This is a genomic window from Pseudonocardia autotrophica (assembly GCF_003945385.1).
Lineage (GTDB): Bacteria > Actinomycetota > Actinomycetes > Mycobacteriales > Pseudonocardiaceae > Pseudonocardia > Pseudonocardia autotrophica.
Map to the genome: position 1 here is coordinate 6,354,671 of NZ_AP018920.1, position 14,335 is coordinate 6,369,005.

Consider the following 14,335-nt stretch of genomic DNA (forward strand, 5'->3'; position numbering starts at 1 on the left):
CGGGGGTCTGGAGGAGGTTCACGACGCACTTCCGTTTCCGGTGGCCGGAACCACTCCGACCAGGTCACCGTGCCCGGCGCCGAGCGTGGGTCGCACGTGCGATCCGGGCGAGCAGGTGGGCAGCCACACCACGCCGTCCGGGGTGTCCGCGAGCGCGACCGGCAGCGTGATCGTGCCCCGGTCGGTCCGGACGGCAGCGTCCTCGCCCTCGGTCAGCCCGAGCCGCTCGGCGGTCGCCGCGTTCAGCTTCACGTAGGGCCGGCGTGCCGTGCCGGCGAGCGCCGGCTCGTCGATCGCCAGCGACGCGTCGTCGACCAGCTGGCGGGAGGTGGCGAGGACGGCCTGGCCGTAGCCCGGCCGCCGCGGCTCGCCCGCCGCGACCGACGGCGCGAGCGTCCCGGCGCGGCGGGTTCCCAGCCGGGCCAGCTCACCGGCCGCGGCGGCCGGGGTCTGGGTGAACAGGTCGGTGTCCATCTCGACGCCGAGGGTGTCGAGCACCCGGCAGTCCGGCAGCACACCGGTCGCGTCCAGGGCGACGCCGAACGGGCGGTTCCTGCCCTCCCAGTTGACGTAGCTGCCGGAACGCTGGGCGTCCGGCGCGACCGGGAGCACCACGTCGGCGAGCTCGGTCACCGCCGAGGTGTGGATCTCCAGGCTGACCAGGAACCCGACCTCGCGCAGTGCGGTGATCGCCGCCTGCGGGTCCGCCATGTCGTGCGGGTCGACCCCGCCGACCACCAGGGCGGCCAGCTCGCCGGCCGCAGCGGCGGCCAGGATCGCGTCACCGTCGCGGCCCGGCTCGGCGGGCAGCGGGCCGGAGCCCCACAGCCGCTCGAGCTCGGCGCGGGCGGCCGCGTCGGTCACCGGGCGTCCGCCGGGCAGCAGGGTCGGCACCGCACCGGCCTCCAGCGCACCGCGGTCGCCGGCCCGGCGGGGCAGCCAGCCGATCGACGCGCCGGTGCGGGCGGCCAGCGCCGACACCGCGGAGTACAGCCCCGGCGACTCGGCGGCCCGGTCACCGACCAGGATCACCGCACCCGGCTGCTCCAGGGCGGCGGTCGCGTCGGCACCCGGGTCCGCGACCACGGCGGCCTCGGCACCCGGAACCGCGTGCAGCACGGTGGCGCCGGTCTTCTCGGCACCGGTCGTGGTGAACGGCGCCACCTGGAAGTGCCGCAGCCCCTTCTTCCGCCACGCCTTGCGCAGCCGGAGGAAGACGATGCCCGACTCCTCCTCGGGGTCGGTCGCGACGGTGAGCACCGCGGGCGCGTTCTCGATCTTCTCGAAGGTCACGGCGGCCTCGCCCGGCACGCCCTCCGGCGCGGTCCCGACGACGTGCGCGGCGAGGAACTCCAGCTCCTCGCCGGAGTGCGGCCGGGACCGGAAGTCGATGTCGTTGGTGCGGGCGGCGACCCGGGCGAACTTCGCGTAGGAGTACGCGTCCTCGACCGTCAACCGGCCGCCGGGCAGCACCCCGATGCCGGCGCCGTCCCGGGCGGCGCTCAGGCCGTCCGCGGCGATCTGCAGCGCCTCGGTCCAGGAGGCCTCCTCCAGCTCACCGTCGGCGCGGCGCACCAGCGGCCGGGTGATCCGGCGGGCGCTGCCCAGGTAGCGGAAGGCGAAGCGGCCCTTGTCGCAGAGCCACTCCTCGTTCACCTCGGGATCGTTGCCGGCGAGGCGGCGCAGCACCGTCCCGCGCCGGGAGTCGGTCCGCATGTCGCAGCCGGAGCTGCAGTGCTCGCAGGTGCCCGGGGTGGAGCGCAGGTCGAACGGCCGCGACCGGAACCGGTACGCGGCGCTGGTCAGCGCGCCGACCGGGCAGATCTGAATGGTGTTGCCCGAGAAATAGGACTGGAAGGGCTGGTCCTCGGCGATCCCGATCTGCTGGTTCGCGCCGCGCTCGAGCAGGTCGATGAACGGGTCCCCGGCGATCTCCTCGGAGAACCGGGTGCAGCGCTGGCAGAGCACGCAGCGCTCGCGGTCGAGCAGCACCTGCGAGCTGATCGGCAGCGGCTTGGGGAAGGTCCGCTTCCGCTCGACGAACCGGGAGTCGGCCCGGCCGTGTGCCATCGCCTGGTTCTGCAGCGGGCACTCGCCGCCCTTGTCGCAGATCGGGCAGTCCAGCGGGTGGTTGATGAGCAGCAGCTCCATCACACCCTGCTGCGCCTTGTCCGCCCGCTCGGAGGTGTTCTGGGTCTTGACCACCATCCCGTCGGCGACGGTCATGGTGCAGCTGGCCTGCGGCTTCGGCATCGGCCGGCCGCCCATCTCGACCTCGACCAGGCACTGGCGGCAGGCGCCTGCCGGGTCGAGCAGCGGGTGGTCGCAGAACCGCGGGATCACGATCCCGATGCGCTCGCAGGTCCGGATCAGCAGCTCGCCCTTGGGGGCGTCGACGACGTGGCCGTCGATGGTGAGCCGGACGTGCCCCTCGGGGACCGGGGTCTCCTCGGTCGTGTTCTTCTCCGGTGTGAGCGTCATGTGGAGGCTCCCGTGAGTGCTGTTCCGTCGGTCCGTTGCGCAAGCTCCACGTCCGCCAGCTGCTCGGGCCTGTCCACGTCCGGCTGCGACGCGATCAGGTCGACGAACTCCTGGCGGAAGTACTGGATCGCACTGGTGATCGGGCTCGTCGCCCCGTCTCCCAGCGCACAGAAGGAGCGGCCGAGGATGTTGTCGCAGACGTCGACCATCATGTCGATGTCCGCGGCCGTCCCCTCACCGCGCACCATCCGCTGCAGCACCTGCACCAGCCAGAACGTTCCTTCCCGGCAGGGGGTGCACTTGCCGCAGCTCTCGTGCTTGTAGAACTCGGTCCACTTCATGACCGCCCACGGCACCGAGACGGTCTCGTTGAAGACCTGCACCGCCGTCGTGCCGAGCATCGAGCCGGCCTCCGCCGCACCCTCGAAGTCCAGCGGGACGTCGAGGTGCTCGGCGGTCAGCAGCGGTGTCGAGGAACCGCCGGGCGTCCAGAACTTGAGCGGGACACCGTCCTTCATGCCGCCCGCCAGCTCCAGCAGCTCGCGCAGCGTGATGCCGAGCGGTGCCTCGTACTGGCCGGGGCGCTCCACGTGCCCGGAGATCGAGTAGATCTTCGGGCCCGGGGACTTCTCCCGCCCCATCGAGCGGAACCAGTCCGCGCCGCCGGTCACGATCGCCGGGACCGACGCGATGGTCTCGACGTTGTTCACCACGGTCGGGCTGGCGTAGAGACCCGACGTCGCCGGGAACGGCGGCTTGAGCCGGGGCTGGCCGCGCCGTCCCTCCAACGAGTCCAGCAGCGCCGTCTCCTCGCCGCAGATGTAGGCGCCCGCCCCGGCGTGCACCACGATCTCCAGGTCGAACCCGGAACCGAGGATGTCGTGCCCGAGATAGCCGGCCTCCTTCGCCTCCCGGACGGCGGCGCGCAGCCTGCGGATGCAGTGCAGCGCCTCGCCGCGGACGTAGATCGCGCAGAAGTTCGCGCGGATCGCGTAGGAGGTGACGATGCAGCCCTCGATCAGCGAGTGCGGGTCGGCCATCATCGTCGGGATGTCCTTGCAGGTACCCGGCTCGCCCTCGTCGGCGTTGATCACCAGGTACTTCGGCTTCGCGCCGGGGCCCTTGCCGCTGCCGTCGTCCTGCGGGATGAAGCCCCACTTCATGCCGGTGGGGAACCCGGCACCGCCGCGGCCGCGCAGACCCGAGTCCTTGATCAGCTGGATCAGCTGGTCCGGGTGCGCGGCGAACGCGGTGCGCAGCGAGGAGTAGCCCTCGAGCCGGGTGTAGGTGTCGATCGACCAGGAGCGCGGGGACAGCCAGCGCCGGGTCAGTACGGGAGTGATCGGATCGGGAGTGCTCATCACTTCTTCTCCGGTAGCGCGGGCATCGCGGGGGCCTCGTCCGGCATCGCCGGGGCGGTCCACCCGTTCTCCTCGGCGAGCCGGACACCGCGGACCGACTCGATCGCCGCCGACGGGCCCTCCACCCGTGCCGTGGTGTTCACGGTGGCGGCGTCGTCGGTGAAGCCGGCCAGCTCCAGCTCGACCGTGCGCAGGTCGGTGAGCGGGGCGCCGCGGGTCGGCTGCGGCTTCTCGCCACGGCGCAGCGCGTCGACCAGCTCGACCGCGGAGTCGACCGTCTGGTTGTCGAAGTACTCGTAGTTGACCTGCAGTACCGGCGCGAGGTCGCAGGCCGCGAGGCACTCGGCGTGCTCCAGGGTGATCGACCCCGGGGAGCCGGGCTCGCCCGCCGTCTCCTCGTGCCGCAGCGGCCGGTCCTCGGAACCGAGGCGGGTGCGCAGCCGCTCGTAGATGTCGTCACCGCCGAGCGCCGCGCACAGCGTGTTGGTGCACACGCTGACCAGGTGCTCGCCGCAGGGGCTGCGCTTGTACATCGTGTAGAACGTGGCCACCGCGGAGACCTCGGCGGTGGTCAGGCCCAGTGCCTCGGCGCAGAACCGGATGCCGTCGGTGCTGACGTAGCCCTCGACCGACTGCACCAGGTGCAGCAGCGGGAGCAGCGCCGAACGCGACTGCGGGTAGAGGGAGATGATCTCCTTGGTCCGCTGCCGGGTGACCTCGTCGAAGATCGGCGAGACCGGCGACGGCTCCGGCGGGGCCGGGAACTGTCGCTCGGTCGGCGTCACCGGGGCGGCCGAGTTCGACTCGGGATTCCCCTCCGGAAGGGTCATCGGTCGCAACCTCCCATCACGGGATCGATCGAGGCGACGGCCGCGATCACGTCGGCCACCTGGCCGCCCTCGCTCATCGCGGGCATCATCTGCAGGTTCACGAAGCTGGGGTCGCGCAGGTGCACGCGGACCGGGCGGGTGCCGCCGTCGGACACCAGGTGCGCGGCCAGCTCGCCGCGCGGCGACTCGACCGCCGCGTAGGCCTGGCCCGGCGGGACGTGGAAGCCCTCGGTGACCAGCTTGAAGTGGTGGATCAGCGACTCCATCGACTGACCCATGATCTTGCGAACGTGCTCGAGGGTGTTGCCCATGCCGTCGCTGCCGATCGACAGCTGCGCCGGCCAGGCGACCTTCGGGTCGTCGACCATGACCCGGCCCGGCCCGACCTCGTCGAGCTTGACCAGCGCCTGCTCCATGATCTTCAGCGACTCGTGGATCTCGGCGACGCGCAGCCGGTACCGGGCGTAGCAGTCGGCCTCGGTGGCCGTCGGCACCTCGAAGTCGTACTGGTCGTAGACCGAGTACGGCATGTGCTTGCGCAGGTCCCAGGCCAGGCCGGCGGACCGCAGGATCGGGCCGGACGCGCCGAGCGCCAGGCAGCCGTCGACCGGCAGGTAGCCGATGCCCTCCAGGCGCTGGCGCCAGATCGGCTGGCCGGTGAGCAGCTTGTCGTAGTCCGGGAGCCGGGAGTTCATCACCTTCAGGAAGTCGGTGATCTTCTCCTTGTAGTCGGCCGGGAGATCCTGGGCGAGCCCGCCCGGGCGGATGAACGCGTGGTTCATCCGGAGCCCGGTGAGGTGCTCCAGCAGGTGCAGGACCTCCTCGCGCTCACGGAAGCCCGAGGTCATGCCGGTCAGCGCGCCCAGCTCCATGCCGCCGGTGGCCAGCGCGACCAGGTGCGAGCCGATCCGGTTCAGCTCCATGAGCAGCACCCGGATGTGCTCGGCCCGGTCCGGGACGGTGACGCCGAGCAGCTTCTCGACGCCCATGCAGTAGGCGGCCTCGTTGAACAGCGGGGACAGGTAGTCCGCGCGGGTCACGAACGTGACCCCCTGGGTCCAGGTCCGGTACTCGCAGTTCTTCTCGATGCCGGTGTGCAGGTAGCCGATGACGGCGCGGCCCTGGGTGACGGTCTCGCCCTCGAGCTCCAGGACCAGGCGCAGCACGCCGTGCGTGGACGGGTGCTGCGGACCCATGTTGATGACGATGCGGTCGTCCTGCTCCGCATCGATCAGGGTGTCCCAGTCACCACCGGTGACCGTGTAGACGGTGCCCTCGGTGGTCGGGCGCCCGGGCGCGGCGTAAGGGTCCTGCTTCGGTGTCGTGCTGGTCACGGATTCGTCCTCCGCTCGTCCGGTCGCTGCCGGGATCGGCCGGTCACGAGTAGGCCCGCCGCTCGTCCGGGGGCGGGATCTCCGCGCCCTTGTACTCCACCGGGATGCCGCCGAGCGGGTAGCTCTTGCGCTGCGGGTGGCCGTCCCAGTCGTCCGGCATGAGGATCCGGGTCAGCGCCGGATGGCCGTCGAAGACGATGCCGAACATGTCCCAGGTCTCGCGCTCGTGCCAGTCGGCGGTCGGGTAGACGTCCACCACGCTGTCGACGTGCGGCTGCTCCAGGTCCAGTGCGACCTCCAGCCGGACGCGCCGCCGGTAGGTCATCGAGAGCAGGTGGTACACGACGTGCAGCGGCCGGTCGACCGGCTCGCCGTCCGGTGCGGAGTAGTCCACACCGGACACTCCCGAGCAGAACTCGAAACGCAGGCCCGGGTCGTCGCGCAGGGTGCGGGCCACCGCGTTCAGCCGCGCCGGGACGATGTAGAGGGTCAGCTCGTCGCGGTCGACGGTGACCTGCTCGATCGAGTCCCGCGGGATGGCCCGCTCGTCGAGTGCGGCACCCAGCTCGTCGGCGAACTCGTCGAACCAGCCACCGAAGGGCCGCTCGGCCGGGGCCGGCGCGTGGCCGGGCAGCCGCAGCCCGCCGTAGCCGGAGGTGTCGCCGGTACCGCGGACACCGAACATGCCGGCCCGGGTGCGGGTCTCCGAGATGGCGGACGCCGGTCGGGTGCCGGCCAGCGCGTCGCCGCCGGCGGCGGCCTGCTGCTGCTCCAGCTCGGCGCCGCTCTCCTGCGCCGAGGAGTGCGGCCCGCCGGTGGGCTCGTCGCCGATGCCGGCGGCCTTCGGCTCGGCGGCCTCGTCCTTGGACGTTCCGGTCGGCTCGGTCACTTGTCCTCACCCCCGGTGAGCTGCTGCTGCCGCGCGGCGTCGGCGAGCGACGGGAGCTCGGCGCGCTCCGACTCCGCCGCCGGGAGCGCGTCGGCGCGCGGCTTCGGCTGGGAGCCCGGCTCCAGGTAGTTCGGGACGTCCGGCGTGTGGGTGTTCTTCAGCGCACCCAGGCCCTTGTGCTTCGGCGCGAACTTGATCGACGAGGGGACCATCGGAGTCCGGTAGCCGGACTCGGCCAGCTCGGCGGCCCGCTTCGGGCCGAGCGGCTCGTCGGAGATCTTGGCGTGGATCTTCAGGATCGCGTCCATCAGCATCTCCGGCCGCGGCGGGCAGCCGGGCAGGTACATGTCGACCGGCACCACGTGGTCCACGCCCTGGACGACCGCGTAGTTGTTGAACATGCCGCCCGAGCTGGCGCACACGCCCATCGCCAGCACCCAGCGGGGCTCCGGCATCTGGTCGTAGATCTGGCGCAGCACCGGGGCCATCTTGTTGCTCACCCGGCCCGCGACGATCATCAGGTCGGCCTGCCGGGGCGAGGCCCGGAAGACCTCCATGCCGAACCGGGCGAGGTCGTAGCGCGGCGCACCGGTCGTCATCATCTCGATCGCGCAGCAGGCCAGGCCGAAGGTGGCGGGCCAGAGCGACGACTTCCGGGTCCAGTTGACCAGCTTCTCGACGCTGGTCAGCAGAACACCGCTGGGCAGGTTCTCCTCGAGTCCCATTTCGGCTCCGTCAGCTCCACTCGAGTCCGCCGCGACGCCATTCGTAGGCGTACGCGAAGGCGATGGTGGCGATGTAGAGCGTGATGGCCACGAACCCGAAGACACCGACCGCATCCGCGATGACGGCGTAGGGGTACATGAACACCAGCTCGATGTCGAACAGAATGAACAGCATCGCGGTGAGGTAGTAGGCGACCGGGATCCGTCCACCACCGACGATCGGCTGCGGCGAGGGCTCGATTCCGCACTCGTAGGAGTCCAGCTTCGCCCGGTTGTACCGACGCGGTCCGATGAGCGGGGCCGAGGCGACCGAGAACAGCGCGAATCCGGCTGCCAACGCGAACAGCAGGACGAGCGGGAGATAGGGATCGAGCATCCGTACACCTTCGTAGTCGCGCGGCCACCGCCGTTGGTAGTGGTGATCCACAAGCCGGTCGCCGGAGACCTTAGGTGCGCCACCCTGTGACGAACGACCCAGGCGAGCCTTACCTGGGACGGAACACCGCCGGTCACGGCGCATGTCCACCCAGGTCGAGCCCTTCCGACCGACCTGTCGGCCACCACGCTTGTGAAAAACTTCACGAACGTCGGGACGAGTGTAGGACGTGTCGCCGGAATCCGTATCGGTGGATCGCATGACGAATTACGACACGTTGCAGCGCAACGAGAGGGGACCGGCAGAGCCGGGGTGTCAGACCGGTTTGACGGCCCGGTGCAGCGCGACGGCGCCGACCGTGAGGTTCCGCCAGGCAACCTGGCCCCAGCCGGCGTCGGCGATCTTCCGCGCCAGCGCGGCCTGATCCGGCCAGTCCCGGATCGACTCGGCGAGATAGAGATACGCATCCGGGTTCGAGGACAGCGTGCGGGCCACCGCGGGCAGCACGTGCCCGAGCACCATCTGCTGGTACAGCGCGCGGAACGGGGCCCAGGTGGGGGTGGAGAACTCGCAGACCACCAGGCGCCCGCCGGGCCGGGTGACCCGGGCCAGCTCGCGCAGCCCCGCCTCCGGGTCGGCCACGTTGCGCAGGCCGAACGAGATCGTGACGGCGTCGAACGCGCCGTCGGCGAACGGCAGGGCCATCGCGTCGGCGGCGGCCTTCGGCACGTCCCGGTGCTCACCGGCGCGCAGCATCCCCAGCGAGAAGTCGGCGGCCACGCACCAGGCGCCGTCCTTCGCGAGCTCCACGGTGGACACCGCGGTGCCCGCGGCGAGATCGAGGACCCGTTCGCCCGGCCGCGGGGCCAGCGCGCGGCGGGTCTGCATCCGCCAGTAGCGGTCCTGCCCGCCGGAGAGCGCGGTGTTGGTCAGGTCGTAGCGCCGGGCGACGCCGTCGAACATGCGGGCGACGTCGTGCGGGTTCCGATCGAGTTCGGCGCGGGACACCCCACGAGATTACGCACCGGCCCGGCTCAGCGGCCGAAGTGCTCGGCCAGCACCTCGCGGAGCCCGGTCAGGTACTCGGCACGAACCCGGGCCGCGGCCGGCTCCCACTCCTCACACGGGATGCTCACCTCGGCGGACGGCCCGGTGAACGCGCCCATCCCGTGCAGCGCGATCCAGCGGTGGTCGTAGTCGTGCGGCGCGCTGCGGTCCCAGGCGACGCCCCGGACCGCGGCCCGCCGGACGCGTGCCGGATCGGCGAACGCCCAGCGGTTCACCGGCTCGCCGAACCGGTCCCGCAGCACCGCGAGCGCGGACGCGGCCGTGGTGTCGGTGCAGCGCACCGCGTCGAACCGGGCCCTGACCTGCGCGGCGTAGAACCAGGCCGCGGCGTCGGCCATCTCGCCCTCGGCGACCAGGTTCGCCGACAACGCGAACAGCACCGGCGGCATCATCCGCTCCGGCGCGGCGAGCACCTCCGCCCTGGCCGCCGCCCGGATCGCGGGATCGGCGTGCAGCAGGCGGCCCATCAGGGCCACCGCGCCCGAGGTGTCCACCGTGCGGAGCTCGCCCTGCGGTTCGACGACGATCTTGCGGCCCAGAGCTGTCATGCCCGCCAGCCTGCCTGCCGCCACCGCTCCCGGCCCTCCGCACGACTACGCACCCGTGCCGGGCGGCCACGGTCACGCAGCCAGGCGTTGCGGGGCTTCGCGCAGCACCTGGGCGTAGTGCGCCAGCAGCTCGTCACCGACCGCGGACCAGGTGCGGCGCAGGACCGACTGCCGGGCGGCCGCGCCGAAGGCCCGGTTGCGGTCGGGATCGCAGAGCGCCCGCACGGCCTCGATCAGCTCGCGGTCGGCGGCGTCGGTGGCGGGATCGCCGGGCTCGGCGGCCGGCTCCGGCCGGGGCGCCACCAGATATCCGGTGCGGCCGGGCAGCACCAGGTCGCGGGGGCCGCCGGCGTCCGGTGCGACCACCGGGATGCCGGAGGCGAGAGCCTCCTGCACCGCCTGGCAGAACGTCTCCGACTGCCCGGTGTGCACGAACACGTCGAGGCTGGCGTAGATCTCGGCGAGCTCGTCGCCCCCGCGGTGCCCGAGGAACGCCGCCGAGGGCAGCCGCTCGCGCAATCCGTCGGCGCTCGGCCCGTCGCCGACGACGACCAGCCGGGTCCCCGGCAGCCCGCCCAGCACGGCCAGCCGGTCGACCTGCTTCTCCGGGGCGAGCCTGCCGACGAAGCCGATCAGCCGCTCGCCGTTCGGGGCCAGCGCGGCCCGCCGGGCCGCGCTGCGCCGGGACGGGGTGAACCGCCGGGTGTCGACGCCGCGTGCCCACTGGTGCACCCGCGGCACACCACGCTCGCGCAGCGCGCCGGTCGCCCAGCTGGACGGGGCCAGTGTGCGGTCGGCCTGCGAGTGCAGCCGGCAGGTCCAGCGCCAGGCCGCGCGGGCGGTCAGGCCGAGGCCGTACGACGAGGCGAACCCGGCGACGTCGGTCTGGTAGACGGCGACGGTCGGGATGCCGAGCCGGCGGGCGGCGGCCAGTCCGCGGGCACCGACCACGAACGGGGCGGCCAGATGGACGACGTCCGGCCGGAACGCGCGCAGCGCCGTCAGCACCCGGCGGCTCGGCACGCCGACCGGCATCGAGTTGACCACCGGCAACCCGACCGCCGGTATTCGGACGACCGGGACGCCGTCGTGTTCGGTGGGCTCCCCCGTCCCGGGGGCGATCACCAGGACGTCGTGCCCGTGGGCGCGCAGGTGCTCGCACACCCGCAGCACCGAGTTGGTGACACCGTTGACCACGGGCAGGAAGCATTCGGAGACGATCGCGACGCGCACGATCCGACAGTGGTCGCGGCGGAACGCCGGGCCGGGTCCGCGGCGTGATCGGCCGCCGAACGACGCGCGAACATCGGGTTCGGCGCACGCGAGTTGGTGTTCCCGGCGCGCGGTGGTCATCTCGCGGTCGCGACCGGGTCATCCCCCGCCCGGAGACTCGGGCGGCATGACGGTCCTCCCGCGCACCTCCCGACCCGCCCGCCCGGTGGACCCGGCGCTGCTCTCCCGCGCGCTGGAGACCGCGGGCCGGCTGGCCAACGACGCCGCCGAGGTGATCACCGCGACGCTCGGCCACGAGCACTCCGGCAGCGTCAAGGCCAATCCGTTCGACTGGGTCACCGACACCGACCGGACCCTGGAACGGCACACCCGGCGGGTGCTGGCGGCGGACTTCCCCGGCTGCCCGGTCGTCGGCGAGGAGTACGGCGCGGACGCCGGTGCCGCTGGCGCGGCCCTGCGCTGGGTGGTGGACCCGGTCGACGGCACCGCGAACTACGTCGCCGGGCTCCCCTGGTGCGCCTACAGCCTGGCCCTGGTCGACGGCGACGGCCCGGTCGTCGGCGTGGTCGCCGATCCGGGACGCGGCCAGATCTACGCCGCCGCCCGCGGACGGGGGTTCCGGGCGAACGGGGTGCCGGTGCCGGCCCCGCGGGCGGTCGGGCTCGCCGGTGCCCTGGTCTGCGCCGAGGACCCGGATCCCGGGTTCCTGCGGCGCTGCCGGTCCGCACACGCCGGGGTGCGGGTGCTCGGGTCGGCCGCGCTGGCGATCACCCAGGTCGCGCTGGGGCACGCCGTCGCCGCGGCCCTGGAGCAGTACCACGAGTGGGACGTCGCCGGGGCGCTCTGCCTGGCCACCGAGGCCGGGGCGCTGGTGCTCGGCCGGGACGGCCGGTCGGCGCCGATGCCCGAGGGCGGGATGCTGGTCGTCGCACCGCAGGCCGCGGCCGAGGTCGCCGCGCTGTGGCAGGGCTGACACCCCGGCAGTCCCCTCGGTGCCCGCGGTCCCCGCAGCGCCCCCGGAGCACCCGGCGCCCGCGGTCGGCTCGGCGCCCGCAGCGCCTGCGGTGACCTCAGTTCCGCCGGTCGCGGCGCCGCCGGAGGGCCACGTAGGCCGGTCCGACGACCACCCAGACCGCCGCGATACCCCCGGCGACCGGCAGGATCCCGTCCACCGCGGACCGCCCGGCGACCCGCACCCTGGTCGGCTCCGTCGTGTCGTACTCGACGTAGATGTTCTCGCCGGGGGTCAGCCCGACCGGGTACGAGATCCCCGATCCCGGTGTCTGCAGGCGGCCCTGGTCGTCGACGAACCGGACGACGGTCCGCCAGTAGTCCGACCCGTCCAGGACGGTCGCCGCGGTCGTCCCGCGATGCGCGTCGATCTGGGCGTCGTTCAGGAACGCCCCGCCCAGCGCGATCACCGCCAGCAGGCTCAGCGTGGCGCCGACACCCGCGACGATCTCCGGAACGCGGTAGCGCACCCTGCTCAGGAGGCGGCCCGCCGCGGACCGGGTCTCGGTCAGCACGTCGCCCGTCGGACTGGTCACGATCGGCGATTCTAGGAAGTGTCGGCCACCCGGGTGTGGCCGGGACCTCGCCCCGGGGGGCCGCACCGGTACCGCAGGTTGCCTACTCTCGGGTTGTGACTGTCGCACCGGCCACCACCGCGTTGCGCGTCCGCACCCGCCCGCTCCGGCTGGACGGACCGCTGCTGGACACGCTCCCCGGCGACTCGGGCGAGCTGTGCTGGGTCCGTGGTGACGAGGGACTCGTGGGGTGGGGCGAGGTCGCCCGGTTCACCGGATCGGGCCCCGACCGGTTCGCCGAGGCCGACCGCTGGTGGAGCTCGGTCGTGGACGGGCTCGACGACCACACCGACGACGTCCGGCTGCCCGGCACCGGAGCCGTCGCGTTCGCGTCCTTCACCTTCACCGACGACTCCCCCGGTTCGGTGCTCGTGGTGCCGCGGGTGGTCGTCGGGCGGCGCGGGAACCGCGCCTGGATCACCGAGATCACCCCGGCCGACGCGCCGTTCGCGGCGACGGCGCTGCGGCCGCCGTCGCCGGTGCGCCCCGGCGGGCGGCTGCGCTACGCCGACGGTGACGTCCCCGCGCACCGCTACCGGGTCGCCGTCGCCGAGGCGGTCCGCCGGATGCGCGCCGGGGAGCTGGCGAAGGCGGTGCTCGCGCACGACCTGCTGGCGCACGCGGACGCACCGCTCGATGCCCGGTTCCTGCTGCACGGCCTCGCCCGCCGCTACCCCACCTGCTGGAGCTTCGCCGTCGACGGGCTGGTCGGCGCCACCCCCGAGCTGCTGCTGCGCCGCGCCGGGCAGATCGTCGAGTCCCGGGTGCTGGCCGGGACGATGTGGCCCTCCGGTTCCGGGGACGACGTGGGCGCGGCGCTCTACGGGTCCGCGAAGGACCGCCGCGAGCACGCCTACGCCGTCGACTCGCTCGCCGCGACGCTGCGCCCGCTGGTCGCCGAGCTGACGGTGCCGGAGACCCCGGCCGTGCTGACCCTGCCGAACGTGTCGCACCTGGCCAGCGACGTGCGCGCCCGGCTCGACCCGGCCCGGCCGGCGTCGCTGCTCACGCTGATCGGCGCGGTGCACCCGACCGCCGCCGTGGGCGGCACCCCGACCCCGGACGCGACCGCGTTGATCAGCGAGATCGAGGGTCTCGACCGCGGGCGCTACGCGGGCCCGGTCGGCTACCTCGACGCCGACGGCGGCGGCGAGATGGGCATCGCGCTGCGCTGCGCCGAGCTGCAGGGCCGCACCGCACGGCTGTTCGCGGGATGCGGGATCGTCGCCGACTCCGATCCGGACGCCGAGGTGCGGGAGGCCGCCGCCAAGATGCGCGCCGTCCGCGACGCGCTGGAGGGCTGACCGGGTCAGTCCCGCACCGGGAGCACGTATCCGGTCAGCAGGCCCAGCACCTGGGCGTGCAGGTCGTCGGGGCCCAGCCGGCCGGAGCCGTGGTACCAGCGGGACACCGACAACAGCATCCCGTTGATCAGGTTCACCATGGTCGGGATGTCCAGGTCGTCCCGGACCACCCCGTCCTGCACGCAGTCGTGCAGCAGCTTCTCCGCCGCATGGTTGACGTCACGTGCCCACGACCGGTAGTTCCGCAGGCCCTGCGGTGACAGCTGGTGCTCGTCCGCGGTGAGCACCCGGTAGTAGGTCCGGTACCGGACGGCCGAGTCCACCTGCAGCCGCAGGTAGGCCTCGAGCTTCTCGCGCGGGGAGCGCCCACTGGTGACGATCTCCTCGACGCCGTGCCGGAGCGGGTAGATGACCTGCTCGACGATGGTCTCCAGCAGCCAGCCCTTGGACTCGACGTACTGGTAGAGCGTGGGCTTGCTGACCCCGGCCTCGGCCGCGACGTCGCTGATCGTGGCGTCGACGTAGCCCTTGCGCTCGAACACCCTCGCCGCAGCGTCGACGAGCTCCTGGACGCTGGTGGCTCGCTGCCGTGCCATCCCT

Annotated in this window: 14 protein-coding genes; 2 read left to right on the forward strand and 12 right to left on the reverse strand. The window is 73.0% G+C overall.

Annotated features, from left to right (window positions below):
- Positions 1–18 precede the first annotated feature (18 nt).
- The 10 genes from Pdca_RS29575 to Pdca_RS29620 all read right to left on the reverse strand — a co-directional run bounded on the left by Pdca_RS29575 (position 19) and on the right by Pdca_RS29620 (position 10,845).
- On the reverse strand, positions 19–2,481 hold the full coding sequence (locus tag Pdca_RS29575; protein WP_085910680.1) for an NADH-quinone oxidoreductase subunit G: 2,463 nt from the start codon (positions 2,479–2,481) through the stop codon (positions 19–21).
- Entirely contained in the window at positions 2,478–3,842 is a 1,365-nt protein-coding gene (gene nuoF / locus Pdca_RS29580; protein ID WP_085910731.1) for an NADH-quinone oxidoreductase subunit NuoF, read from the reverse strand. The genes Pdca_RS29575 and nuoF overlap by 4 nt, the downstream gene beginning before the upstream one ends.
- Positions 3,842–4,672 (reverse strand): NADH-quinone oxidoreductase subunit NuoE, encoded by an 831-nt coding sequence (gene nuoE / locus Pdca_RS29585; RefSeq protein WP_085910679.1) that lies wholly within the window; start codon positions 4,670–4,672, stop codon positions 3,842–3,844. The genes nuoF and nuoE overlap by 1 nt, the downstream gene beginning before the upstream one ends.
- Complete coding sequence (locus tag Pdca_RS29590; protein WP_085910678.1) at positions 4,669–6,006, reverse strand: NADH-quinone oxidoreductase subunit D; 1,338 nt, start codon at positions 6,004–6,006, stop codon at positions 4,669–4,671. Before Pdca_RS29590 ends, nuoE begins: the two co-directional genes overlap by 4 nt.
- Positions 6,007–6,049: 43 nt before the next feature.
- Entirely contained in the window at positions 6,050–6,838 is a 789-nt protein-coding gene (locus Pdca_RS29595) for an NADH-quinone oxidoreductase subunit C (RefSeq protein ID WP_166665998.1), read from the reverse strand.
- 53 nt (positions 6,839–6,891) lie between these two features.
- On the reverse strand, positions 6,892–7,620 hold the full coding sequence (locus Pdca_RS29600) for a NuoB/complex I 20 kDa subunit family protein (RefSeq protein WP_085910677.1): 729 nt from the start codon (positions 7,618–7,620) through the stop codon (positions 6,892–6,894).
- A gap of 10 nt (positions 7,621–7,630) precedes the next feature.
- On the reverse strand, positions 7,631–7,996 hold the full coding sequence (locus tag Pdca_RS29605; protein WP_085910676.1) for an NADH-quinone oxidoreductase subunit A: 366 nt from the start codon (positions 7,994–7,996) through the stop codon (positions 7,631–7,633).
- Between the two features lie 315 nt (positions 7,997–8,311).
- Positions 8,312–9,004, reverse strand: a complete 693-nt coding sequence (locus Pdca_RS29610; RefSeq protein WP_085910675.1) for a demethylmenaquinone methyltransferase — start codon at positions 9,002–9,004, stop codon at positions 8,312–8,314.
- Between the two features lie 26 nt (positions 9,005–9,030).
- Positions 9,031–9,612 carry a hypothetical protein gene (locus Pdca_RS29615; RefSeq protein ID WP_085910674.1) on the reverse strand — a complete coding sequence of 194 codons (582 nt, stop codon included), beginning with the start codon at positions 9,610–9,612 and terminating at the stop codon, positions 9,031–9,033.
- A gap of 72 nt (positions 9,613–9,684) precedes the next feature.
- Positions 9,685–10,845, reverse strand: a complete 1,161-nt coding sequence (locus Pdca_RS29620; protein WP_197719843.1) for a glycosyltransferase family 4 protein — start codon at positions 10,843–10,845, stop codon at positions 9,685–9,687.
- A gap of 166 nt (positions 10,846–11,011) precedes the next feature.
- On the opposite strand from Pdca_RS29620, the gene Pdca_RS29625 reads away from it, so the two are divergent.
- Positions 11,012–11,818, forward strand: a complete 807-nt coding sequence (locus Pdca_RS29625; RefSeq protein WP_085910673.1) for an inositol monophosphatase family protein — start codon at positions 11,012–11,014, stop codon at positions 11,816–11,818.
- Between the two features lie 97 nt (positions 11,819–11,915).
- Here the strand turns inward: Pdca_RS29625 and Pdca_RS29630 are convergent, their stop codons facing one another.
- On the reverse strand, positions 11,916–12,392 hold the full coding sequence (locus tag Pdca_RS29630) for a DUF3592 domain-containing protein (RefSeq protein WP_125911613.1): 477 nt from the start codon (positions 12,390–12,392) through the stop codon (positions 11,916–11,918).
- Between the two features lie 95 nt (positions 12,393–12,487).
- On the opposite strand from Pdca_RS29630, the gene Pdca_RS29635 reads away from it, so the two are divergent.
- Positions 12,488–13,735: an isochorismate synthase gene (locus tag Pdca_RS29635; protein ID WP_232021274.1), complete on the forward strand. Its 1,248-nt coding sequence runs from the start codon at positions 12,488–12,490 to the stop codon at positions 13,733–13,735.
- A gap of 5 nt (positions 13,736–13,740) precedes the next feature.
- Here Pdca_RS29635 and Pdca_RS29640 read toward each other — a convergent pair whose 3' ends face one another.
- Positions 13,741–14,331 (reverse strand): TetR/AcrR family transcriptional regulator, encoded by a 591-nt coding sequence (locus Pdca_RS29640; protein WP_085910671.1) that lies wholly within the window; start codon positions 14,329–14,331, stop codon positions 13,741–13,743.
- Between the last annotated feature and the right edge of the window lie 4 nt (positions 14,332–14,335).

Coding starts and splice junctions, on each gene's coding strand:
- Pdca_RS29600 (WP_085910677.1), bottom strand. CDS start 7,620: ATGGGACTCGAGGAGAACCTGCCCAGCGGTGTTCTGCTGACCAGCGTC.
- Pdca_RS29640 (WP_085910671.1), bottom strand. CDS start 14,331: ATGGCACGGCAGCGAGCCACCAGCGTCCAGGAGCTCGTCGACGCTGCG.
- Pdca_RS29615 (WP_085910674.1), bottom strand. CDS start 9,612: ATGACAGCTCTGGGCCGCAAGATCGTCGTCGAACCGCAGGGCGAGCTC.
- nuoE (WP_085910679.1), bottom strand. CDS start 4,672: ATGACCCTTCCGGAGGGGAATCCCGAGTCGAACTCGGCCGCCCCGGTG.
- Pdca_RS29625 (WP_085910673.1), top strand. CDS start 11,012: ATGACGGTCCTCCCGCGCACCTCCCGACCCGCCCGCCCGGTGGACCCG.
- Pdca_RS29605 (WP_085910676.1), bottom strand. CDS start 7,996: ATGCTCGATCCCTATCTCCCGCTCGTCCTGCTGTTCGCGTTGGCAGCC.
- Pdca_RS29575 (WP_085910680.1), bottom strand. CDS start 2,481: ATGACGCTCACACCGGAGAAGAACACGACCGAGGAGACCCCGGTCCCC.
- nuoF (WP_085910731.1), bottom strand. CDS start 3,842: ATGAGCACTCCCGATCCGATCACTCCCGTACTGACCCGGCGCTGGCTG.